This window comes from Bacillus sp. ISL-41, from assembly GCF_018613235.1.
Lineage (GTDB): Bacteria > Bacillota > Bacilli > Bacillales > Cytobacillaceae > Mesobacillus.
Genome location: NZ_JAGGQP010000034.1, coordinates 35,890 through 56,522, shown reverse-complemented (window position 1 = coordinate 56,522; position 20,633 = coordinate 35,890). Strand labels below are relative to the sequence as shown.

At 41.3% G+C, this 20,633-nt stretch carries 24 protein-coding genes; 13 read left to right on the top strand and 11 right to left on the bottom strand.

Going from position 1 to position 20,633, the window contains the following annotated elements:
* Positions 1-110: 110 nt before the first annotated feature.
* Positions 111-1,259, bottom strand: a complete 1,149-nt coding sequence (locus J7I80_RS17940) for a glycoside hydrolase family 18 protein (protein ID WP_214740050.1) — start codon at positions 1,257-1,259, stop codon at positions 111-113.
* 154 nt (positions 1,260-1,413) lie between these two features.
* Here J7I80_RS17940 and J7I80_RS17935 point away from each other — a divergent pair, with 154 nt between their 5' ends.
* The 4 genes from J7I80_RS17935 (at position 1,414) to J7I80_RS17920 (ending at position 4,517) form a co-directional block, all read left to right on the top strand.
* Positions 1,414-2,205 carry an alpha/beta fold hydrolase gene (locus tag J7I80_RS17935; RefSeq protein WP_214740048.1) on the top strand — a complete coding sequence of 264 codons (792 nt, stop codon included), beginning with the start codon at positions 1,414-1,416 and terminating at the stop codon, positions 2,203-2,205.
* Between the two features lie 97 nt (positions 2,206-2,302).
* A complete protein-coding gene (locus J7I80_RS17930) occupies positions 2,303-2,587 on the top strand; it encodes a DUF3219 family protein (RefSeq protein ID WP_214740046.1) in 285 nt (94 codons plus the stop codon).
* A 3-nt stretch (positions 2,588-2,590) separates the two neighbouring features.
* The gene (locus J7I80_RS17925) at positions 2,591-3,583 is read left to right on the top strand and encodes an LLM class flavin-dependent oxidoreductase (protein ID WP_214740044.1); all 993 of its coding nucleotides are present in this window, start codon (positions 2,591-2,593) and stop codon (positions 3,581-3,583) included.
* A 217-nt stretch (positions 3,584-3,800) separates the two neighbouring features.
* Positions 3,801-4,517 carry a YebC/PmpR family DNA-binding transcriptional regulator gene (locus tag J7I80_RS17920; RefSeq protein WP_214740042.1) on the top strand — a complete coding sequence of 239 codons (717 nt, stop codon included), beginning with the start codon at positions 3,801-3,803 and terminating at the stop codon, positions 4,515-4,517.
* A 57-nt stretch (positions 4,518-4,574) separates the two neighbouring features.
* On the opposite strand, the gene J7I80_RS17915 is transcribed toward J7I80_RS17920, so the two are convergent.
* Complete coding sequence (locus J7I80_RS17915) at positions 4,575-4,901, bottom strand: Mpo1-like protein (RefSeq protein WP_214740040.1); 327 nt, start codon at positions 4,899-4,901, stop codon at positions 4,575-4,577.
* Positions 4,902-5,112: 211 nt separating this feature from the next.
* Here J7I80_RS17915 and J7I80_RS17910 point away from each other — a divergent pair, with 211 nt between their 5' ends.
* Positions 5,113-6,354 (top strand): erythromycin esterase family protein, encoded by a 1,242-nt coding sequence (locus J7I80_RS17910; RefSeq protein WP_214740038.1) that lies wholly within the window; start codon positions 5,113-5,115, stop codon positions 6,352-6,354.
* Positions 6,355-6,396: 42 nt separating this feature from the next.
* Here J7I80_RS17910 and J7I80_RS17905 read toward each other — a convergent pair whose 3' ends face one another.
* Genes J7I80_RS17905 through J7I80_RS17895 form a run of 3 tightly spaced genes read right to left on the bottom strand, consistent with a single transcriptional unit; the run spans position 6,397 to position 8,139 of the window.
* Positions 6,397-7,533, bottom strand: coding sequence for a zinc-dependent alcohol dehydrogenase (locus J7I80_RS17905; RefSeq protein ID WP_214740036.1), 1,137 nt, complete (start codon positions 7,531-7,533; stop codon positions 6,397-6,399).
* A 16-nt stretch (positions 7,534-7,549) separates the two neighbouring features.
* Positions 7,550-7,912: a spore coat protein gene (locus tag J7I80_RS17900; RefSeq protein WP_214740034.1), complete on the bottom strand. Its 363-nt coding sequence runs from the start codon at positions 7,910-7,912 to the stop codon at positions 7,550-7,552.
* Positions 7,912-8,139, bottom strand: coding sequence for a spore coat protein (locus J7I80_RS17895; protein WP_214740032.1), 228 nt, complete (start codon positions 8,137-8,139; stop codon positions 7,912-7,914). Before J7I80_RS17895 ends, J7I80_RS17900 begins: the two co-directional genes overlap by 1 nt.
* Before the next feature lie 129 nt (positions 8,140-8,268).
* Here J7I80_RS17895 and J7I80_RS17890 point away from each other — a divergent pair, with 129 nt between their 5' ends.
* From J7I80_RS17890 to J7I80_RS17880, 3 genes are all read left to right on the top strand, one after another.
* Positions 8,269-8,478 carry a hypothetical protein gene (locus tag J7I80_RS17890; RefSeq protein ID WP_214740029.1) on the top strand — a complete coding sequence of 70 codons (210 nt, stop codon included), beginning with the start codon at positions 8,269-8,271 and terminating at the stop codon, positions 8,476-8,478.
* Positions 8,475-8,771, top strand: a complete 297-nt coding sequence (locus J7I80_RS17885; protein ID WP_214740027.1) for a spore coat protein — start codon at positions 8,475-8,477, stop codon at positions 8,769-8,771. The genes J7I80_RS17890 and J7I80_RS17885 overlap by 4 nt, the downstream gene beginning before the upstream one ends.
* A gap of 226 nt (positions 8,772-8,997) precedes the next feature.
* Positions 8,998-10,074: a mechanosensitive ion channel family protein gene (locus J7I80_RS17880; protein ID WP_214740025.1), complete on the top strand. Its 1,077-nt coding sequence runs from the start codon at positions 8,998-9,000 to the stop codon at positions 10,072-10,074.
* Positions 10,075-10,121: 47 nt separating this feature from the next.
* Here the strand turns inward: J7I80_RS17880 and J7I80_RS17875 are convergent, their stop codons facing one another.
* Positions 10,122-10,766 carry an SDR family oxidoreductase gene (locus J7I80_RS17875; RefSeq protein ID WP_214740023.1) on the bottom strand — a complete coding sequence of 215 codons (645 nt, stop codon included), beginning with the start codon at positions 10,764-10,766 and terminating at the stop codon, positions 10,122-10,124.
* 203 nt (positions 10,767-10,969) lie between these two features.
* On the opposite strand from J7I80_RS17875, the gene J7I80_RS17870 reads away from it, so the two are divergent.
* Together J7I80_RS17870 and J7I80_RS17865 are read left to right on the top strand one after the other, a co-directional pair.
* A complete protein-coding gene (locus tag J7I80_RS17870; RefSeq protein ID WP_214740021.1) occupies positions 10,970-12,340 on the top strand; it encodes an aldehyde dehydrogenase in 1,371 nt (456 codons plus the stop codon).
* Positions 12,341-12,375: 35 nt separating this feature from the next.
* On the top strand, positions 12,376-12,570 hold the full coding sequence (locus tag J7I80_RS17865) for a YbxH family protein (RefSeq protein ID WP_214740019.1): 195 nt from the start codon (positions 12,376-12,378) through the stop codon (positions 12,568-12,570).
* Positions 12,571-12,656: 86 nt separating this feature from the next.
* Here the strand turns inward: J7I80_RS17865 and J7I80_RS17860 are convergent, their stop codons facing one another.
* Positions 12,657-13,898: a dicarboxylate/amino acid:cation symporter gene (locus J7I80_RS17860; RefSeq protein ID WP_214740017.1), complete on the bottom strand. Its 1,242-nt coding sequence runs from the start codon at positions 13,896-13,898 to the stop codon at positions 12,657-12,659.
* A 246-nt stretch (positions 13,899-14,144) separates the two neighbouring features.
* Here J7I80_RS17860 and J7I80_RS17855 point away from each other — a divergent pair, with 246 nt between their 5' ends.
* Positions 14,145-14,681, top strand: a complete 537-nt coding sequence (locus J7I80_RS17855; RefSeq protein ID WP_214740015.1) for a class I SAM-dependent methyltransferase — start codon at positions 14,145-14,147, stop codon at positions 14,679-14,681.
* A gap of 79 nt (positions 14,682-14,760) precedes the next feature.
* On the opposite strand, the gene J7I80_RS17850 is transcribed toward J7I80_RS17855, so the two are convergent.
* On the bottom strand, positions 14,761-15,987 hold the full coding sequence (locus tag J7I80_RS17850; protein WP_214740013.1) for an MFS transporter: 1,227 nt from the start codon (positions 15,985-15,987) through the stop codon (positions 14,761-14,763).
* Positions 15,988-16,266: 279 nt separating this feature from the next.
* Between J7I80_RS17850 and J7I80_RS17845 the strand changes: the two genes are divergently transcribed.
* On the top strand, positions 16,267-17,226 hold the full coding sequence (locus J7I80_RS17845; RefSeq protein WP_214740011.1) for a nucleoside hydrolase: 960 nt from the start codon (positions 16,267-16,269) through the stop codon (positions 17,224-17,226).
* 39 nt (positions 17,227-17,265) lie between these two features.
* Here the strand turns inward: J7I80_RS17845 and J7I80_RS17840 are convergent, their stop codons facing one another.
* A complete protein-coding gene (locus J7I80_RS17840; RefSeq protein ID WP_214740010.1) occupies positions 17,266-18,486 on the bottom strand; it encodes an MFS transporter in 1,221 nt (406 codons plus the stop codon).
* A 163-nt stretch (positions 18,487-18,649) separates the two neighbouring features.
* Positions 18,650-18,889: a hypothetical protein gene (locus J7I80_RS17835; protein WP_214740009.1), complete on the bottom strand. Its 240-nt coding sequence runs from the start codon at positions 18,887-18,889 to the stop codon at positions 18,650-18,652.
* A 128-nt stretch (positions 18,890-19,017) separates the two neighbouring features.
* On the opposite strand from J7I80_RS17835, the gene J7I80_RS17830 reads away from it, so the two are divergent.
* Positions 19,018-19,578, top strand: coding sequence for a flavin reductase family protein (locus J7I80_RS17830; RefSeq protein ID WP_214740008.1), 561 nt, complete (start codon positions 19,018-19,020; stop codon positions 19,576-19,578).
* A gap of 515 nt (positions 19,579-20,093) precedes the next feature.
* Here the strand turns inward: J7I80_RS17830 and J7I80_RS17825 are convergent.
* Positions 20,094-20,585 carry a staygreen family protein gene (locus tag J7I80_RS17825; RefSeq protein ID WP_214740007.1) on the bottom strand — a complete coding sequence of 164 codons (492 nt, stop codon included), beginning with the start codon at positions 20,583-20,585 and terminating at the stop codon, positions 20,094-20,096.
* Positions 20,586-20,633: the final 48 nt, after the last annotated feature.

Sequence of the window (20,633 nt, the reverse complement as noted above, 5' to 3'; positions counted from 1 at the left end):
GTTCACCACCGTATAGTTCTTTACTGCTAACTTATTCATGCAGTAACTAAACGGTGTCCTACAGGACTATGAACCATAAAGAAAAGGAAGCCAACTGCGGCTTCCTCATTTTATTTCCTCGTATAGTAACGTGTATCTTCTTGCTTCTTTAATTCTCCTGCGATTAAGGCTGTGGCACTATGGTTTCCTTTAGCGTCCAGTCCTGCTTCCCATAGCATCATGCCTCCCAGCTGTTGGGAGAGGGCAAGACTTGTTTTCTTTTTCAATGTGGAATGGCCATTATAATGGTAGGTCGTCCCATTCATTTCGACCTGGTCCTTTCCGGTATTAGCAGGGTGATGATTGATAAGAGCTTCGTAAGAGACCTGTTTGATTGAAGGATCCTCAGGCTGTGCATAGAGCGGCACACCAAGGACCAGTTTCTCCCTTGAAAATCCATGCTGGTCAAAAAGGGCTGCCCAATAGGCTACTATATTAGCAGAATAAGAGTAAGGAGATAAATTAGCAGCGTTATATTCTCCATCCCATTGGCCATCATAAGCCATCAAATTGACATGATCAAAGTACTTGAACATGGATGGCTCAAACACGACAGAGTGAATTTCGGTCCCTGTCACGCTGTGCACCTTGGCATTTACAGCGATGGACAGTTCTTTACCGTTTGGTTTCAGCTGCTCACTTAGCTCCTTTGCGAAGTAAGCGAGATAGCGGGCATCTTCTGAAGAGCGAGGATGCTCAAAGTCAATATCGACTCCATCAAGCTTTTCTTTTTCTGTAAAACTTACAAGCTCTTGAACTAGTTTTTTTCTTGTTTCAGAGCTGGAAATAGCTGCTTTGAAATAGTCATAAGATTCCCCGCCATTAATGTGGTACCAGCCGCCGATTGCCAGCATGACCTTCGTATCGTGCTTTTGTGCATTAGCAACAACCGCCCTTAAATTTTTGACGGAATGATCTCCATTCATTAACAGGCTGCCATCCGAGTCTGGATGCGCGAAGGAAAAAATCACATGAGTCATATTTTTATAATCAATCTCTTCTGGCTTCCTGAAATCCTGGACATAGCCGATTAAAACCTTTGCTTCTTGCTTTTTCCATTGTGGTTCTTTTTTAACCCCAGGTATTTTGGCTGAATAGGAAGCCTTTGTACTGGTAGCGATCGTCTTGCTTTTTTTCGTATTCGAATAGAGTGTTCCAGATATAAAACCGCCCACGAAGGTGAGGATTATGACCATCAGAGGCAGGAAACGTTTTTTCATAAGGGTATCCTCCTGTGTTTTATCAACCTCAAAATTGTAACAGAGAATACACCTTTATAGCTGTGGAAATATCAGCCTATCGATTTCAGCAATAGATTAATAAACGGGAATCAGGGAATATAATAACTATAACTCAATGAAAGGGCGGAAGGATATGGACTCAAAGAAAGTAAGAGCTGGAAGCACGGAAATGAGCTTTTATGATGAAGGCAAAGGTGATCCAATTCTCCTCATACATGGATTTGCCGGCAGCAAGCACTATTGGGATAAAATCATTCCCGATTTGGCCAACGAGTATAGAGTCATCGCACTCGACCTTCCTGGACACGGAGAGTCAGGAATGGGGAAGGACAGAAACTCCATTGAGGATATGGCCAGTACAATTAAAGAATTTTTGGACAAGTTAGGGTTAGAAAGAGTCACACTTTACGGTCATTCACTAGGCGGATATATCACCCTGGCATTTGCCGAGCTATATCCTCAGTATTTAAAAGGTTTTTCTTTGGTACACTCCACGGCTAATCCTGATTCTGAAGAAGCGAAGGAAGCCCGGGAAAACAATGCAAAGAAAATCCAGGAAGAGGGTGCTGGACCATTTATCGAAGGACTTTCCAGGAAGCTATTTTCTCCTGATAACACAGAAGTGAATGCAAAGGAAATGGAAGAGACAGTCAAAATCGGCATGATGACCAAAGTGGAAGGGCTTGTCAGTGCATTGATGGCGATGAAGGATCGACCAGATCGAAATCAAGTGTTAGAGGAAACGGAACTTCCTGTGCTCCTGATTGCTGGTGAACAGGACCAAATTATCCCTCCTGAAAAAACATTTACTGTATCGAGACAAAATATTGAAAAGAAAGTTATTCAAAATGCGGGCCATATGAGCATGTATGAACAGCCTGAGAAACTTGTTAAGGTGATGAGAGAATTTCTTGCAAAAATATAACGAGTCGGAGCAGCCTGTCCACTTAGGGCAGGCATTTTTTATTTGTAGTTCATGAGTGATAAAATGTATTTCAGCAAGAATATAGGGAGTGGATATTTTGGTTGACAAAGTTATTTTAGATGGACGAACAATCGTAATCAGTCATTTTGAAATAGACAATACTGGCGGACTAAAGAGAATTGCAGTGCATTTTCCCGTTACAAGCGAAGATTATCATGATGTCACCACATTATTATATAAAGGCGAATTTGATGTACAGGTTCCTGCTAAAGACATAGCTTTTAGGGGACAAATTGTTGAATACTCTACTTCGGTTACGAACCTATATAAAAGCGGACAGGTCGGTACCTTCAAATTAGTCTTGTTGGAAGTAAAGGAGTAAGCCATGAAGATAAGCATACTTGACCAGGCTCCGATATCGGCGAAGCAGACTGCCAGAGATGCATTGGAGCAATCCGTATTACTTGCACAGATTGCCGAAAAATTAGGGTATACGCGTTACTGGATCGCTGAGCACCATAATATACCTGGTTTGGCATGTCCTGCACCCGAGGTCATGCTGCCCTATATTGGGGCAAGGACAAGTAAGATTCGAATAGGTTCTGGTGCTGTATTGCTACCTCACTACAAACCGTATAAAGTGGCTGAGCTTTATAATTTGCTTGCAACATTGTTCCCAGGCCGGGTTGATATCGGAATCGGCCGGGCACCAGGAGGGTCTGCAGAAGTAACCAATGCTTTAACAGATAACTTCCTGCAAAATGTTTGGAAACTGCCTGAATCATTGAAGAACTTTCTTCATTTTATTAATGACAGTCATCCGGAAGACAGTGAATTTGCTAAAATCAAAGCCGCACCATTCCCAGAAGTCCGTCCGGAACCGTGGCTTCTAGGTACGAGTGAAAAAAGCGCAAGGCTCGCGGCTGAGTACGGTATGGCTTATGCGTTTGGTTTATTTATGAGCGACAAAGACCCTCGAGACATTTTGCAAGTTTACTATGACTCTTTCTTGCCAGGGAGCCCAACATCTCCGCAAACCATTTTGACGGTTTCGGCCATTTGCGCTGAAACCACTGAACAGGCGGAAGAGATTGCATTAAGCTCACTCATATGGAGTATCCAGCAGGGAAAAGGTGAAGGAACATCCGGTGTACCTTCTATTGAAGACGCAAAGAATTACAAGCTTTCGCCAGAAGAATATGAAACTGTCGAAAACATGAAGCGAAGAATGATCATGGGGAATCCAAAGCAAGTAAAAGATGGATTGATCGAATTACACAAGAAGTTTAACCCGGATGAAATCATGATCCTGACCATTACGTATTCATTTGAGGACCGAATAAAATCCTATGAACTAATTGGGGGAGAGGTGCTTTAGCAGTTGGGCGAAGTTTCATGTTCTAATAACCCGTATTGAGACACAAATTCTTTTTCGTGCTCCACCAGTGCCTATTGGGACATGTACTCTTTGCTTCCACAGTATACTAACCTCTTAACAAATCTTTCATTTAAGGTATAATATTATCTGTGAGCAGCAGCTGCTACATGTATAAACATTGCAGCTATCTGATATAAGTTGAAAGAGAGTGGAATTTATGGGTCGTAAATGGAACAACATTAAAGAGAAGAAAGCGTCCAAGGATGCAAATACAAGCAGGGTTTATTCGAAATTTGCGCTTGAGATTTATGTTGCAGCCAGACAGGGTGAACCAAATCCAGAATCCAACCAGGCGCTGAAATTCGTCCTCGAAAGAGCAAAGACATATAATGTACCAAGAGTCATCATTGACCGTGCAATCGAAAAAGCCAAGGGCGGAGCCGAAGAAAATTATCAGGAGCTTCGATACGAAGGTTTTGGACCTAATGGATCCATGGTGATCGTTGATGCACTTACAAACAACGTAAACCGTACGGCTTCCAACGTGCGAGCTGCTTTTGGAAAGAACGGCGGCAATATGGGAGTAGCAGGATCTGTATCTTATATGTTCGACAAAACAGCAGTAATCGGATTTGAAGGAAAGTCTGCTGATGAGGCATTGGAAATATTGATGGAAGCGGATGTTGATGCACGCGATATCCTAGAAGAAGATGAATCCATCATTATTTATGGTGAGCCTGAACAATTCCACGCAATCCAGGAGGCATTCAGGAATGCCGGTATCACAGATTTTACTGTTGCTGAACTGACAATGCTGCCTCAGAATGAAGTTGCTCTGGACCCAGAGTCGCAGGAACAATTCGAGAAGCTAGTTGATGCGCTGGAAGATTTAGAGGATGTCCAGCAGGTATACCATAATGTTGATTTAGCTTAATTGTTTCATCAAACAAACCCAATCCTATGCAGAATGGGTTTGTTTTTTTGTAAAAATTTAACCTGCCAACTTATGTTTGTCCAGCTCCTTGTCCAGCTTACCTAATAAGATTAACCTGTACATGCGGAAATCTGCACGGAGTGACCAGACTGGGTGCCCGAATGTGGCTGGCTTGTTGCCTTCGATAAAGAAATGGCTGAACCATGCGAACGCGTAAGCAGTGACTGGAGCCAACAATATTAACCAGAAGTTAAACGTAATGAAAGCAGCGACCAAAAATACGAAAACGAAACTTGTACCAACAAAATGCCATCCTCTTGTTGAACGTTTACTATGCTGCGATAAATAGAAAGGCCAAAACTCTTCATAATCTTTAAACTCCATTGTCAACCTCCTAATATTATTTACTATATATTTCTATGTGCTCATTCAAATCCCTCTAATTTTCCAGAATACAGATTTCTTGTGGGAAGAAAGGGTAAATTAATAATAGTCTGCAGCCAAAAGGACAATCAATGAACGGATAGCCAGCATATTAGTTCAATCCATTTAATCATGCATAACGAAAAAAAAGTTATAAAAGCGGAGGTGCACCATGGCTACAAAAGGTGATCTGTTTCAATCTATTAAAAATCATGCAGTAAGATTTGATACATATGATGACCTCGATGCAATTGTAGAATCTGCAGCAGAAAAACAGTATGTGATGCTGGGAGAAGCTTCTCACGGAACATCCGAATTCTATACCATCAGGGCAGAAATCAGCAAAAGATTGATTGCAGACCATGGGTTTTCTTTTATTGCTGTAGAAGGTGACTGGCCATCGTGTTTCACTGTGAATCAATATATTAAAGGGTATCGTGTCACCGACGCTCATACAGCACTTAAAGATTTCGACCGTTGGCCTTCCTGGATGTGGGCAAATGAAGAAATACTTGAACTTGTAAGTTGGTTAAAGAACTATAATGAGTCTGCAGAAAAACCAGTTGGTTTCTACGGTCTTGATGTTTACAGTCTGTGGGAGTCAATGGAAGAAATCATCAGGCAGCTTGAAAAAATATCGCCTGATGATGTCGAATCGGCGAAGCAAGCTTTTTCCTGCTTCGAACCCTTTGATCGACGAGGGGAGAATTATGCGATTTCATCAGCTTATTATGGAGAAAATTGTACAGAGGAAGTCATAAAGGTCCTGATTGATCTTCAGAAAAAACGGAAGAGTTACCCAAAAGAGCAGGAGGGCGACTTGAATTTGGAGGTTAACAGCCTTGTCATGCTAGACGCTGAACGTTACTACCGGGCAATGGCCACAGGCGGTGCAGAGGATTGGAACATCCGTGATACCCACATGGTGAGCGCACTTGAAAAGGTCGTGCACGCCCATGGGGAAGGTGCCAAAGCCATCATATGGGAGCATAATACCCATATTGGAGATGCAAGGGCAACAGATATGGCGGATGAAGGCATGATAAATGTTGGGCAAATTCTAAGGGAAAAATATGGCCAGGATGTTTACGCTATTGGTTTTGGTACACACCATGGCACAGTGATTGCTTCTGATCAGTGGGGCGGTTCTGTCGATGTAAAAGACGTTCCGGAGGCTCAGGCTGGAAGCTGGGAGGATGCTTTGCACCAGGCAGGAGCATTCGATAAGTATATTTTATTCAATCAGGCAAACGAAAGGGACTTTGATCGTGTTTTAGGCCATCGAGCCATCGGGGTCGTCTATGATCCTGAGCTCGAACACTTGGGCAATTATGTTCCATCCTATGTTGCCAGAAGATATAATGCCTTTATTTTTATCAATGAAACCAAAGCCTTATCACCAATATTCTTATGAACCTAAAAACGTCCCTGAAAATGGGACGTTTTGGTTCAGGCTTTACGGCTTCAGGACCACTTTAATGCAGCCATCTGTCCTGGTATCAAAAATTTGATAGCCGTGTTTCGCCTGGTCGAGCGGCAACACATGAGTGATGACATCGCTTAGATCCATTTTTCCTGTAGAAATAATATCATAAAGGTAGGACATATAAGGGATTACCGGTGCCTGGCCCATTTTGAGATCCACGTTTCTCTGGAAGATGTCTCCCAGTGGAAAAGCATTATATCTGCCTCCATAGACACCAGTGATTTGGATTGTACCAGCCTTGCGGACAGCCTGAGAGGCTATGACAAGACCGCCCATCGCACCTCCATGCAGCTTCAAGCCAGTAGCCAGGTATTCAAGCGGAGACATTTTCCCGCTCATGCCTGTGCAATCAATGACAATATCAGCTCCGCCTTTGGTGATCTCTTTCAGGTATTCGCCGGTATTCTGGTGTTCCTCTATGTTAACTGTTTCTACTTTATTTGTCTTTTTTGCATGCTTTAAACGGTAGTTTAAATGATCAACAGCTATTACTCTCTTCGCCCCTTTGAACCAGGCGAATTTTTGTGCGAGCAAACCAACCGGACCGCAGCCTAAAACTACCACTGTGTCGCCTGATTTGACACCTGCATGGTCAACGCTCCATAATGCTGTTGCTGCAGCATCAGCCAAAAGTACAAGTTTTTCATCCTCAACTTCACAATCCTCGGGGATTTTAAAAGGAGTGAAATTTCCGTAAGGTACACGCATATATTCGGCCTGGCCGCCAGCATAACCACCCGTTGTTTCTGAGTAGCCAAAGAAACCGCCCATTTCTCCATGAGGATTGGAATTATCACATTGTGAAGTGATGTCATTTTTACAATACCAGCATTCTCCGCAGCTGACATTGAAAGGAATAATCACTCTATCGCCTTTCTTTAGTTTGTTCACACCAGGTCCCACTTCTTCGACTACACCCATTGGTTCGTGCCCAATTACATAATCTGTAGGCAAGTTCGGGATCATTTGATGCAAAAGGTGCAAATCAGACCCACAAATAGCTGAAGCGGTTACTTTTATGATGATGTCATCTGAATTCTTTATTTCAGGATCTTTTACATTTTTGACTTGTATATTTTTGCTCCCTTGATACGTAACGGCTTTCATAATAGACATTCCTCCTTTATTTATCTGGTGTCGCGAACATTCCAAGCCGATCCGTGTCAATTGGGAATAAATCCATCTTTCCGATACTTACTGCCATGTCCGCAGATTTTAAATCCAGTTCCACCTGCTTTCCTACATCATGGGGGTACAGCCAGCCCTTCTTCATCATCAAGTCGGAAACTTCAGCGTGAAGGTCAATCGCTTGTTCCATTTGTTTGTATAATGTTTTCCTAAGCTCTGCATTGGCTGTTTCAGTGATGGCAATACCGTAAGTGTGTATACCAGTTTTGATCCAGAGAAGAAAGTCCAGCGCAAATGATGCATCGGCCATCTCGGGCATGTGCTCAGCACCCTGGGGATCGAGGTAATCCATTTCCATTAGACTTCACCTTCCTGCAATGGTTTTGTTCTAGCACCTTTATAAAATACTTTCAATTCATCAATTGCTGCGATCGACTGTTGGACATCTTTTTCCATCAATGCTTTTAATTCGTTATCAAAACAGAGGCCTTGCATTAATTTTGATTTAAGGACACTAATCGTTTTAAGGTTCAATATTTCATGAGCTTCCATTGTTTCATGGAAGGCAAGTGTTTCTTTTTCCATAAAATCACCTCCAATAAGAACATATCTAATTTTCCAATTATGGAGGGTGTTTATACAGAATGACAGAATAATGAATTGTTTTAATGGAAATATAACAGGGAGAGCTCACAAAATTAGGAGAGATTGCTGATGACGAAATATTTAGGTATACATGAGACCCTTGAATTGCTGGAGGTTATGACGTTCAAAAGTGTGACATTGACAAAAGCAACAGCCATGGGCTTGCTTGTTAAGGACTTACGGCTAAAAGAAATTTTAGCCGATGAAGTGGCGGCAACAACCGCACACATCAATCGGATGAAGGAGCTATTGACCAAGAAGGAGGAGAATCGGGCATGACGAACATCTTGCACAATCTGGCGGGTATGGCAGGAATGACAGACCAGGTAATTTCAACGGATTATTTGATTTCCATTAAGTCAGGGATCCGAAACCTTTCATTCGCAATCACGGAAACTGCCACGCCCGAATTAAGGGAGGCATTTCGAGAACAGCTGAGGGCGGCTGTAGAAGCTCATGAAAACATTTCAGAGTATATGATCGAAATGGGATTTTACCACCCGCATAACCTTGGGGAACAAATCAGAGTGGATTTGGATACTGCCGATACCGCTTTGAACCTTGCGGATTAATATGAAAAGTGCATGGGCTTTGTTTAGCCCCGGCAAGCGCTGGACTCTGGACATTACTCTGAGTGAAATTTTATATTTCTCCTTGTTAGGCTGCCGAGGCAGTCTTTTTATATGATTTGAAGTCTTTATACTGAATTTGAGCAGATCCGCTGCTTTTATCCCTGTTAAGTTTAATGCCCTTGTTTTACAGGAATAGACTGATATATTGGAATTGCAGGTGGGACACATGGTAGATACTTTTATTAGGGACATTTCTCGCGGCGATATTATCAGACTTGCTGTATTTTTAGTGATCATTATAGTAGGAAATTGGCTAATAAAAAGGGTTGCTAAGGTTTCGGCTGCACAAGATTCGAGATTCTTCCAAAGATCTCTGCCGATAATCGATTCGCTTGCGGACTGGGTAACTTTTTATGGGATTATCATTTTACTCCTATTAACCTTCTCAGAGAATGAATGGTTATTTGAACCGCTATATACCCATGGGGAAGTAAAGGTGACAATCTTGCTGATTGTCATAGCCTTCCTGATCGTTTCGCTGGCACACAGGCTAGTTAAGCTTTTCAATAAGTATATTTTATCCTCGATCTACGATTACTACGGAGTGGATAGAGGATTGGGCTACACTTTCAACCAAATAATATACTATACTGTTATGTTTGCCGCACTGGCTGTAAGTCTGACCAGTGTCGGGATCAACCTGACTGCGATAGGAGCCGTTTTTGGAGTTCTTGGCATTGGTATTGGTTTTGGCATGAGGAATGTTGCTGGTAACTTTGTATCGGGTATCATTATTTTGTTTGAAAGACCAATCGAGGTAGGGGAAATCATTGAGATCAATGATAAGGTCGGACGGGTAGAAAATATCCGCTTAAGATCTACAATTATCCGTACTGCAAAGGAAGGGACTTTGATTGTTCCTAACCAGTATTTTATCGAACAGATCGTCAAGAACCGAACCAGCGCAAGAATGATGGCTCAGGTAAAGGTGAGTGTCGCTTTTGGAACAGATACCCATATGGTGCAGGCACTGCTTGAACAAGCGGTACACGAAATTAAGGAAAATGAGGAAGGAATCCTTGATTCTCCGGAACCTGATATCCGTTTTATTGATTTCCACAGCAAGGCAATGGAGTTCCTGATCGAAATTCCGGTCGTTAACTTTGAAATTAAAGAGAAGATCGAAAGTAAATTGAGACATATGGTAGCAGCGATTTTTGTCGATAAAAATATTCAGCTGCCAGCAATAACCTTCCAAATGAGTGATAAAACTAACCATTTCACATCAGAAGAAGCAGAATAAGAAAAAGGAGAGTTTACCAGCATGGCAAACTCTCTTTTTGATGCTGATTAAATGTTTTTAAGAGCATCAACAATATCAGTTTCTCCAGAAATTAAATCAAAAGATTTCTTGAATGTATTTTTCGCTTTTAAGCATGCCAATACGGTTTTTGCTACATCAACTCTTGGAATCGAGCCCGTTTTCAGGTTCTCAGCAACCTCAATTTTACCCGTACCTGCTTCGTTCAGTAACCCGCCAGGCCTGATGATTGTATAATTAAGGCTGCTCTGCAATAAAGCGCGATCCGCATAGTGTTTTGCTACATAATAAGGCTTAATGGCTTCAGACCAATTCTCTCTTTTGTGTGCTTGCAGGGCACTGACCATTATGAACCGGTCAATCCCAGCCTGTTCTGCAGCCTCCACCGTTTTCACAGCGCCGTCAAGATCCACTAACAGAGTTTTATCCAAACCTGTATGTCCTCCTGAACCTGCTGCGAACACAATGGCATCGCAGCCTTTTGCTGCAGATGCGATGTCTTCAACGGTACCTTCAAGGCTGGCGATTACAGTTTCAACACCTTTTTCTTCAAACTCCGGAGTTTGTTCCGGTTTTCTCAGCATCGCTCTTACATCATGTTCGCTGCTTTCTTTAAGCAGATCAACGAGTTGTTTGCCAATCTGTCCATTTGCACCTACGACAAGTACTTTCATCAGATAACCTCCTTGAAAATTCTTAGGTCATACAAAATAAAACTCTGGTTCACATTAAGGTTTGTATAACGCACATGTATATAATCTACCCTTTATTTACTATTGTAAAAGGTATGAATTGAACTATTAAATCCAATTAGGTATGGATTATATGAAATGGGGAAAATAAAGAGAAACTTTTTATTCTTATTGGAGGGGACAGGATGGAGAATTACAGTGGACTAATAGAGAAACAAAGACAGTTTTTTTTCAGTGGAAAAACAAAGGAAATTCCATTCAGGCTTGAGGCTCTGAGATTATTAAGAAGCTTGATCAAATCCCATGAACAGGAACTGATGGATGCCTTAAAGGCGGACTTGAATAAGACTGAGTTTGATTCATACCTAACCGAAATTGGAATAGTACTTGAGGAGTTGCGGTTTACCATAAAGCATGTCCGCAAATGGGCAAAGCCAAGAAAAGTAAAATCTACTCTGACTTTGTTAGGGTCTAAAAGCTATATATATCCCGAACCGTATGGAGTAGCTCTTGTCATTGCTCCATGGAACTATCCTTTCCAACTGGCGGTAGCCCCTTTAATTGGAGCTATCGCTGCCGGAAACTGTGCCATCTTAAAGCCTTCAGAGCTTACTCCCCGTACCTCCGGGGTCCTCGCGAAGCTCATTCATGATAATTTTCCTGAGGAATATCTGGCTGTTGTTGAAGGCGGAGTGGAAACCAGCCAGGGACTTTTAAGAGAGAAACTGGATTATATCTTCTTTACAGGAAGTGTTCCGGTGGGAAAGATCATAATGGAAGCGGCAGCTAAGAAACTTACTCCCGTTACCCTTGAATTAGGAGGTAAAAGTCCATGCATTGTACACCATGATGCCCATTTAAAGTTTGCAGCAAAGAGAGTTGCATGGGGCAAGTTCATGAATGCAGGACAAACCTGTGTTGCTCCGGACTATCTTTATATCCATAGAAGTGTAAAAGATGAATTTTTAAAGCTGTTAAAAGAATCAGTAGAGGAATTATACTCATTGGATGCGATTTCAAGCGGAAACTTTACGAAAATTGTAAGTGAGCGGCATTTTAACAGACTAACGGGTTTCCTCGATAATGGTGACACATTCTTTGGCGGAAGAACAAATGAAGAAAAGCTTTCAATAGAGCCTACCGTTCTAACCAATATCAACTGGGAAGATGAAGTGATGGAGGACGAAATTTTCGGTCCGATTCTGCCTGTCCTGGAATACGAGGATTTATCTGATATGATAACCAGAATCAATGCTCGGCCTAAGCCGCTCGCACTCTATATCTTCTCTGAAAGTGAACAGGTCCAGAAAATGATTCTTGAACATATATCATTTGGCGGTGGATGCATCAATGATACCGTCTACCACTTAAGCTCACCGTACCTGCCATTTGGCGGTGTAGGTGAAAGCGGTATCGGTGCTTATCATGGACAGGGCAGCTTCGATGTATTTTCACATGAAAAAAGCATATTGAAGCAAACCACTCGCTTCGATCTTCCTTTCCGGTATCCTAACACCAAGAATGCGCTGAAGAAAGTGAAGCTGTTTATTAAATAAGCACGGATTTGCAAATTGTAAGGAGGGTGGAACAGATGGGTGCAGTGGAACGCAGCGGATATATTTTCGAACCGGAATATAGTGTGATTAACCAGGACGGAGCTATCCATGTATATCATAAAGGGGAATTCATCGAAGAGTTGAGATTTTCCTTCCAAGGCGAAGCTCCTGATCCCAGTCTTACTGAGCGACTAATCGACCAATACTGTGAAAAGCATGGAATTGACTAATGGGTTTTACTCACTGTGAATAAATAACAGCTGCTCCGAAAAAGAGCAGCTGTTTCTATTTACAGCATATAAGAAAGGAGATTAACTTATGCAGTAATATTCTCGTCTATTTCAACCTCTTCTAAAGTTTCCCCTTCCGAGCGGGCTACATAGACGGCGCAGGCAGCATCACCGGTAATGTTCACTGCGGTTCTGCACATATCCAGGAGACGGTCAACCCCCAGTACTAAAGCTATAGCTTCAACAGGCAAGCCTACTGAAGTTAATACCATAGACAACATGATAAGTCCCACTCCAGGGACGCCCGCTGTTCCGATACTTGCAAGTGTCGCAGTCAATATGACGGTCAATAATTGCCCCAGTCCAAGTTCGGCTCCATAAACCTGGGCAATGAAGATGGTGGCAACCCCTTGCATGATAGCTGTTCCATCCATATTGATCGTGGCCCCAAGCGGCTGTACGAAACCACTGACACTTTTGGAAACTTTGAGATTATTTTGCAATGTTTTCATCGAAATAGGAAGAGTGGCAGCACTGCTAGATGTACTGAATGCAACAATCATAGCTGGTGAGAATTCTTTGATGAATTTAATTGGATTCAGTTTTCCGAGCAAAGATACTGCTGACCCATAGGTGATCACAAGGTGAAGCAGCAGAACGAAAAGAACCACAAACATATATTTACCCATTGCTGCGATGGCCTCCAGTCCCTGGCTGCCGATTGCCGTTGCTATCAAACCGAAAGCGCCGTATGGAGCGAATTTCATGATAGCCTGAACTAAATACATTAGTACTTCATTGGCCTGTTCGACCAGTTTAATCAATCCAGCAGCTTTTTCACCGACTCTTGCTATACCAAATCCAATGATAATTGAAAATGCAATCACCTGGAGCATAGAACCTTCAACCATGGCCCCAAGAGGGTTGGCAGGAATGATATTCAATAATGTTTCAATAACCGGGGGTGCCTCAGCAGCTTCAAAACTTGCGCCATCCGATTGGAAGCTGCCTGAACCCGGCTGAACCAGAAGTGCCATTCCAATCGCCAGAACTAATGCAATTGCGGTAGTAACCAGGAAAAAAGATATCGTCTTGCCGCCGATCCTGCCGAGCTTCTTAGGATCACTTATTCCCGCAGTTCCTAATATAAGAGAAACGATGACAATAGGGACAACAAGCATTTTAATCAAATTAACAAAGATTTTTCCAAGAGGGACAAATAGATAACTATTGACTGTTTCGAACACTCCAGGCAATGCCAAGTTAAAAATAAGGCCGACAATAATACCCAATCCCATACCATAAAGGATTTTACGAGTTAGTGACATTTCATCTCCTCCTAAAAATAAAATAATGAAAATGAAAGCGCTTACTAAAATAACTGATAATTATAAATATTTTGTTACATTTAAAGTATGACTATTTTCGCTTGAAAAGACAATACGTTTTCTGAATATTTTAAAAATACACGATAAAAATGAGAGAGCAATATATTTATGGTATATTTTTGTTAACTTTTCTTTTGAAGGCAGTGATATAAAGTGGATGCTCAAAGTAAATGGAATCGAAAATACATGGATAGATTAATAGACGGGAATCCTCCAGAACCAAATAGAAGGCTGCTAAATATGGCTGCTTATTTGAAAGGAGGGTCAGCAATCGACTTTGCCTCTGGACTGGGAGGCAATAGCATTTATCTGGCAGAAATGGGCTATGACATCACTGCCGTTGATATTTCCGAGGTTGCTATCAACTATGTACAAGAGCAGGCAGCCAAACGAGGGTTGAATATTACGGCTAAAGTAACCGATCTCACAAAGGAAAGAACCTTTTTAAAAGGCCATAAGCTTGATTTAGCGATAATGACCTTTTATCTGGACCGTTCTTTATTTCCACTAGTCAAACAAGTAATCAAGGACCAGGGATACTTGTTTTTCGAAACGTTTTACAAGCATAAAGCCGCAGTTAACGGGCAGGTTTCGAGTCAATACAAGCTGGAATCAAATGAGCTGCTAAAAGAATTCCGAGATTGGAAGGTTCTCTTTTTTGAGGAGAATGAGCAGGAAGGACGACAGACAATTTTTTGCCAGAAAAAGAATGAATTGCAATAGAATTTAAGGTTATAGCTTGCTGATTAATGAGAATAGCAGAAACAGTTAGGACCTGTTTCTGCTTTAACAAAGGTTAAGTTTATATTGATTCCGCTATCACTTTACGTTCGAATTTTAAAGCTACAAACAGGAAGGAAAAGGCGGCAATCATCCGGAACAGGGCTATCAGATTCATGGGGGCATTCATTCCAAAACCATTAAGGAGCAGGACACCAATCTGCGGGGCAATAAACCCGACGATCGAATGCAGGAAGTTATAATTGGCAATATAATTCGTCCGGTCAGTCTCTGGAGAAGCTTTAAGGAGCTGGTTGAACAACAGCAGGTTGGTTCCAGAAACAAACAAGCCAATCCACAAATTTATCAGTGTCAGGTAGACGAGGTTCGTTGAAAGCATCGTCAAAGCAGGAGCAGTAGCCATACCGGCTGCAGCAATAAATAAAACAAAGCTGTTTCCCCGGCGGTCTGCAGCATTCGCCCACCATTTTATACTGATGATTTGGGCCAGCTGGTTTGTGACAGAAAACAGGCTCAGCCACAATGCGGTGGCATTGGCCTCTTTAATTTGGTAAATACTGAACAGAGACCATGCCATCTGCGCAGAAAAACCGAACAATAAGGCTGAAATAACGAATGCTAAGAACGGCTTATGTTTATATACAGCGAGCGAAAGCTTCTTGCTTTTCTCTTCTGTAACTTTTTCATTCTTGAGCCTTTCAGGTTCCTTGTGTTTAAAAAGATAATATATCTCAAACACTGCAAACAGAAATGCAGCAATGAATAATACTTGGTAAGGAAAAGCGTTATCTTTATCAAATTGCTGCAGGAATACTCCAGTACCAAATGTGACAGCCATAGCTGCTATCGTGTTGTATCGGTTACGCGAGCTAAAGAATTCCCCTCTGCGTTTTTCAGGAACCAAATCCCCAATCATTGACTGCCATGACAAACCAGATAAGGCACCAGGAAAGTTTAGCAGTGCAATCAGGATCACCAGTGCCCATGCTGCATATGGACTTCCAAGGAAGGGAACGAATAGGATCAAGCTGAATAATAAACGGGTAAGTAACGTTGAAATAACAGCAAAGTTCTTCTTGCTATGCACCCGATTAAGCCAAATAGCGCCTGGAATCAATGCAAGCATGCCGATTATTGATGGCAGGGAGACAATCAAGCCGATTTGCTGGTTTGTTGCTCCCAGTACTCCAATTGCAAACAAAGGAATATAACCGTTAACCATGTTAGTAGCTGCAGTTGAAGCAAGCCCGTTATAGATGCTCAACTTCTCATTTTCATTAAATTTCAATCCTCATTTTTCTCCTCTCAAATAAATCACACGAATTGGATTGTACGATTTTGCTTCTCGATTGGCAATAGAAGCAGATAAAAACAGTACATTATGATTACCTTCTCAATAAAGAACGGAAGGTAATCATAATACCCTTAAGTAATCCGAATGAAGATTAATGCGGGAAACATATACTGACAAAGAGGCTTATTGGTAAGCAAAAAGCTCCTTTCAGGATAAACACGAAATTAGAAGAAAAGCAGTACGGAAGATTATCTTAAAACAAGGAGGCGAGCTATGTACAATATTCTGTTGTTTACAGATTCAGGCGTTGATGATTCATTGGCCCTTATGTATGCCTTGCTTCATCCTGAACTAAATGTTGTAGGGGTTGTTACCGGGTACGGGAATATCACAAAAGAACAGGCAATAAATAATACAGCCTATTTATTGCAGCTGGGAGGAAGAGAGGATATACCGATCATCGCCGGTGCATCCGGCCCTTTATCTGGTGAACTTGCTACTTTTTATCCGGAGATACATGGACCAGAGGGGCTTGGCCCGATCAGACCACCAGAGGATTTGGGTGAAGTAGAGGTATATGATATTGATAAAATCCTTGAAATTGTTAATCAGTATCCTGAAAACCTTGTAATCGTCGGAGTAGGAAGGCAAACGGAACTGGCGATCCCATTTATCTTATATGGCGTGGAAGCGTTCAAAACAGTCAGCGCTGTCTATATCATGGGGGGAGCCTTCCTCGTGCCTGGAAATGTCACCGCGGAAGCTGAGGCAAATTTCTATGCCGATCCGATTGCGGCTAATCAGGTGCTGGAAAAGGCAAGAAATGTATTTCTGCATCCTTTAAATATCACTAATAGAGCCATCATTCCCCCAGCAGTAATAGACTATCTTGCACAAAACAGCCAGTCTCCTTTTAAGGATCTGATTAAACCTGTATATGATTATTACTTTGATGCGTATAAAAAGAATGTCCCGGGCATCCAGGGGGCGCCTCTTCATGATGTAATCACATTAAGTGCCCTGGTGAACAAAAATCTGGTGAAATATCTGCCAAGACGAGTAACCGTTGAATTATTCGGGCGTGCCAGAGGCAAGAGTATTGCAGACTTCAGGCCAAAGCCTGATCAGGAACCAGGTGAAAACTTGGACTGGATAGGCATGGAAGCAGACATACCAGCCTTTATTGAAGATTTCACCCTTGTTTTCATGGGGGAGACCCAGTCTAAAAATTAAAGAAAGGAACTCCTATAAAAATGGGAGTTCCTTTTTCGGTTATAGACTTTGATTTACTTCCCTATACTTTTTCCTGTCAGCATTTGAATAAAACATCACCAAAAGGCTTGAGATAATCAAGGTTCCGTGGAAAATCCAGACCATTCTAGGCAGTGACAAAGCTTCTAACAGAATAGGGGCAATGACAAAACCAAGTGCAAATCCTAATGACTTTAACAGCATGCCAACTCCAAATATTCTTCCTCTTATGTAATTATCCGTTTTCTGGAGGATTGTCGCGTGAAGGGTGGTGAAGCATGCATCAAAAATCCCGGTAAGAAAGGCATACATCATGACAATCCAAACATTTATATTAGACAGGAAGATTATGAAGCCGGTTGACATCAAAATTGCTGCGAGAAAATATGTTCGATACAACTGGTTTCCCTGCAGGAATTTCATTCTGGGTAAAAGTAGGGTGGCTAACACGGAACCAATTCCCCAGACACCCCAAATGAGTCCGTAAATTAAGCTTTGTTTGCTGGAATCTATTGATTCTGCTAACAAAGGAATTCCAAGATTATGAGAAGCACCAGCAAATGAACCTACGAGGAAAACGATATTTACGTATAATAACATTGGCACTGAACGGATGAATGAAAATACTTCTTTTAAATCTTTACCAATCTGGGAAACTCTTTGTTTAACTCCATTCGTTATCAAACCTGAATGAGCTGGCTTAGTTGTTTCCCACTTGATTTTGATTAATACCGCTGCAGATATTAGATAAGTTGCAGCGTCAATAATCAAGGTAACCTGGTAACCAAGAAAATCTGTGATTAAACCAGCACCAATGAACCCAAAAACCAGGCTGATCGATGTAAGTCTGGATATAAGGGCATTCGTCTCTAAAACCTTATCCTGGCCAAAAATTTGCGGGATTTCCGCACTGTAGCTTACAGCAAAAAAGCTGCTCGTTAAACCGATCAGAAAGCAGACAACCAATATCATTACCGGATTAGGGAAGGGGATCAGGCTCAAAATGATAATTGCCCGAAAAACATCGGTCCATATCATGATTTTCCTGCGGTCAAATCGGTCAGCAAGAACACCAGAAAATAAGCTTGATAAAACTCCGCCCAGTGTCCTGAACGCCATCGTGGCTGCAAGCCAGGCGGGACTCCCGGTAGCAATATACATCAAGACATTGATTGCGATTAAATCCATAAAGGTTCCAAGATCGGAAAATGCTTTTACATAAAGAAAAACTTTGGTGTTCATAATATCTCCCTTAATCATGAGGTAGTATAGTTATACTGTTTTATTTTAAAGATTTTAAATTTACTTCACAATACGAAATTTCAGTTTTTTGCTATAATATAATAAATTTCTCATTAGAAGGGAGAAACTCCCTGGTGAACAGGGAGCTTCATTTATTTAAGAATTACCACCATGGCCTGCCATACCAGGGGCGACGTCCATAACCATACCAGGGACGTCGGCCAAATCCATACCATGGTCTGCGGCCGTACCAGTATCCAGGACGTCCGTAACCATACCAGGGACCACCGAATCCATAACCGCCATAAAATGCAGGTGCGGCAGCGGCGAGGAACAATAATGGGATAATCCTTTCATCATTCTGCTGACCTTGCCTGTGAAAATAAGTTTGAGGATAATTCATTGAGCAACCTCCTATATTTTATTCAATATAGGATATGTGACTAAAAATTTGATGGCATGAAAATAGAAAAAATAGACAGTTGCCCATGATTCATCGGAAAATTTTAATAAATGGAGGAACAAAACATAATGATTCAATTAATCAATCAAACTGTCATGCATAGTTATCCAGGAATGGTCGCACTCGTTACCGTGTCACATCGAGAAGAAAACAATATAATGGCTGCTGGCTGGCACTCATACATATCCTATCAACCGCCAATTTATGGAGTCTCTATCGGTCGTGAGCGCCATACTCATCAGCTGGTTAAATCTGCAGGCAAATTCGCCATTAATTTTGTGCCATTTGATAAATCTGCTCTAATTCAGCAAGCAGGGGTATATTCGGGTTCAGAGGTGAACAAATTTGAAAAAGCAAACATATGTTTTAACTCTGGATCAGCAACGAATTCACCGATACTGCGTGATGCATACATAGCATATGAATGTGAAGTCATAGACATCAATAGTTACGGCGACCACGATTGGTTCGTTGCAAATATCGTACAATTTTACAGGGATGCTGATAAATTCCTTGAAAACGGCATGCCGAATTTCGATAAGCTCACGATTCCGCTTTATTTAGGAAGATCCACATACACAAATGTAAATCAACATAGTGATTTTGTTTCGCATAAAATAGAGGAATAGAAGCACACTAAAAAACACGAAAAGTGTTCTGAAGGAAGTTCAGAAGATTTTTCGTGTTTTCTTATGCAATTTTGGGAGGAGAGGAGTGAAGAATAACTTCATATAAAAAACTTATTTTCTAGTTTACATAACATAAATTCTAGGAAGTTGAATAAAATCATTTTGATACTGTCTCAATCACTAAGTATACTTAAACTAGTGAGACGGAACAAAAAATTTACGTAAACTTATACATAAATATATATAAGTCTTTTCAGTAAGTCAGTTAAGTTATTGCAATTAGAGTTCATGTGAATTTTTTTTTGTAAAACCATCATTACGTTCATGGCTTCTAGCGTTTTTAATCCCTGCTATATTTACTCACATGCAGTGATTTTACGAATTATTTTGGTTACTCATTCTTAAGATCCACTTAATCTCCCGGATTCTATATATATCACCTATTAACGTTTTTTAGTTTACATAATAAAGTTATTTCTCCTCTCTAACAGCAAATATAAAAAGCACAGGATTTATCATGCCTGTGCTTCTGGTGTTCTTTCTTTATTCGCTTTGTTAAGATACATTCTTGGCGTACCATAGTAGCCTATTTGATTAAATTCTGGATAGATTGATGAAAACTGTACGTAAATTGGCACATCAAGCAGCCATGGATAATATGTGAAGAAGCTTCTATCTCCATAAATCATTGCTGTCAATGCTAAATCCAGTTCTTTCTTGAAAATCATATATCGGATTCTGGACATATTCAGATCAAATTCTCCGTTGCTGATATAAACCTTTCCATACAGTAAGTATTCACCGTTGATTGTCACCCAGTCGGCCAGTACTTCATCGCGCATTTCATAATTGATGGCCTGGTAGTCATATTCATTCCCGATGGCAAGAAATAATTCTCCAGTAAGGTCAGAATGAGTTAAAGTATACTTCCTGCTGTCTATAGGCACAAAAGCAGTTGCTGGTGGAATAAAGGTAACTTTCAGTCGTTCTGGCTTGAATTTGCTCACGTCAGAAGGCTCCTTCCTGATAAAAGAATCCTTTTCCGATAGCTTATG

What these genes read in the sequence shown, in the direction of transcription:
- J7I80_RS17940 (WP_214740050.1), bottom strand. Translation starts at nt 1,259, where the DNA reads ATGAAAAAACGTTTCCTGCCTCTGATGGTCATAATCCTCACCTTCGTG.
- J7I80_RS17935 (WP_214740048.1), top strand. Translation starts at nt 1,414, where the DNA reads ATGGACTCAAAGAAAGTAAGAGCTGGAAGCACGGAAATGAGCTTTTAT.
- J7I80_RS17925 (WP_214740044.1), top strand. Translation starts at nt 2,591, where the DNA reads ATGAAGATAAGCATACTTGACCAGGCTCCGATATCGGCGAAGCAGACT.
- J7I80_RS17920 (WP_214740042.1), top strand. Translation starts at nt 3,801, where the DNA reads ATGGGTCGTAAATGGAACAACATTAAAGAGAAGAAAGCGTCCAAGGAT.
- J7I80_RS17915 (WP_214740040.1), bottom strand. Translation starts at nt 4,901, where the DNA reads ATGGAGTTTAAAGATTATGAAGAGTTTTGGCCTTTCTATTTATCGCAG.
- J7I80_RS17910 (WP_214740038.1), top strand. Translation starts at nt 5,113, where the DNA reads ATGGCTACAAAAGGTGATCTGTTTCAATCTATTAAAAATCATGCAGTA.
- J7I80_RS17905 (WP_214740036.1), bottom strand. Translation starts at nt 7,533, where the DNA reads ATGAAAGCCGTTACGTATCAAGGGAGCAAAAATATACAAGTCAAAAAT.
- J7I80_RS17900 (WP_214740034.1), bottom strand. Translation starts at nt 7,912, where the DNA reads ATGGAAATGGATTACCTCGATCCCCAGGGTGCTGAGCACATGCCCGAG.
- J7I80_RS17895 (WP_214740032.1), bottom strand. Translation starts at nt 8,139, where the DNA reads ATGGAAAAAGAAACACTTGCCTTCCATGAAACAATGGAAGCTCATGAA.
- J7I80_RS17890 (WP_214740029.1), top strand. Translation starts at nt 8,269, where the DNA reads ATGACGAAATATTTAGGTATACATGAGACCCTTGAATTGCTGGAGGTT.
- J7I80_RS17885 (WP_214740027.1), top strand. Translation starts at nt 8,475, where the DNA reads ATGACGAACATCTTGCACAATCTGGCGGGTATGGCAGGAATGACAGAC.
- J7I80_RS17880 (WP_214740025.1), top strand. Translation starts at nt 8,998, where the DNA reads ATGGTAGATACTTTTATTAGGGACATTTCTCGCGGCGATATTATCAGA.
- J7I80_RS17875 (WP_214740023.1), bottom strand. Translation starts at nt 10,766, where the DNA reads ATGAAAGTACTTGTCGTAGGTGCAAATGGACAGATTGGCAAACAACTC.
- J7I80_RS17870 (WP_214740021.1), top strand. Translation starts at nt 10,970, where the DNA reads ATGGAGAATTACAGTGGACTAATAGAGAAACAAAGACAGTTTTTTTTC.
- J7I80_RS17865 (WP_214740019.1), top strand. Translation starts at nt 12,376, where the DNA reads ATGGGTGCAGTGGAACGCAGCGGATATATTTTCGAACCGGAATATAGT.
- J7I80_RS17860 (WP_214740017.1), bottom strand. Translation starts at nt 13,898, where the DNA reads ATGTCACTAACTCGTAAAATCCTTTATGGTATGGGATTGGGTATTATT.
- J7I80_RS17855 (WP_214740015.1), top strand. Translation starts at nt 14,145, where the DNA reads ATGGATAGATTAATAGACGGGAATCCTCCAGAACCAAATAGAAGGCTG.
- J7I80_RS17845 (WP_214740011.1), top strand. Translation starts at nt 16,267, where the DNA reads ATGTACAATATTCTGTTGTTTACAGATTCAGGCGTTGATGATTCATTG.
- J7I80_RS17840 (WP_214740010.1), bottom strand. Translation starts at nt 18,486, where the DNA reads ATGAACACCAAAGTTTTTCTTTATGTAAAAGCATTTTCCGATCTTGGA.
- J7I80_RS17835 (WP_214740009.1), bottom strand. Translation starts at nt 18,889, where the DNA reads ATGAATTATCCTCAAACTTATTTTCACAGGCAAGGTCAGCAGAATGAT.
- J7I80_RS17830 (WP_214740008.1), top strand. Translation starts at nt 19,018, where the DNA reads ATGATTCAATTAATCAATCAAACTGTCATGCATAGTTATCCAGGAATG.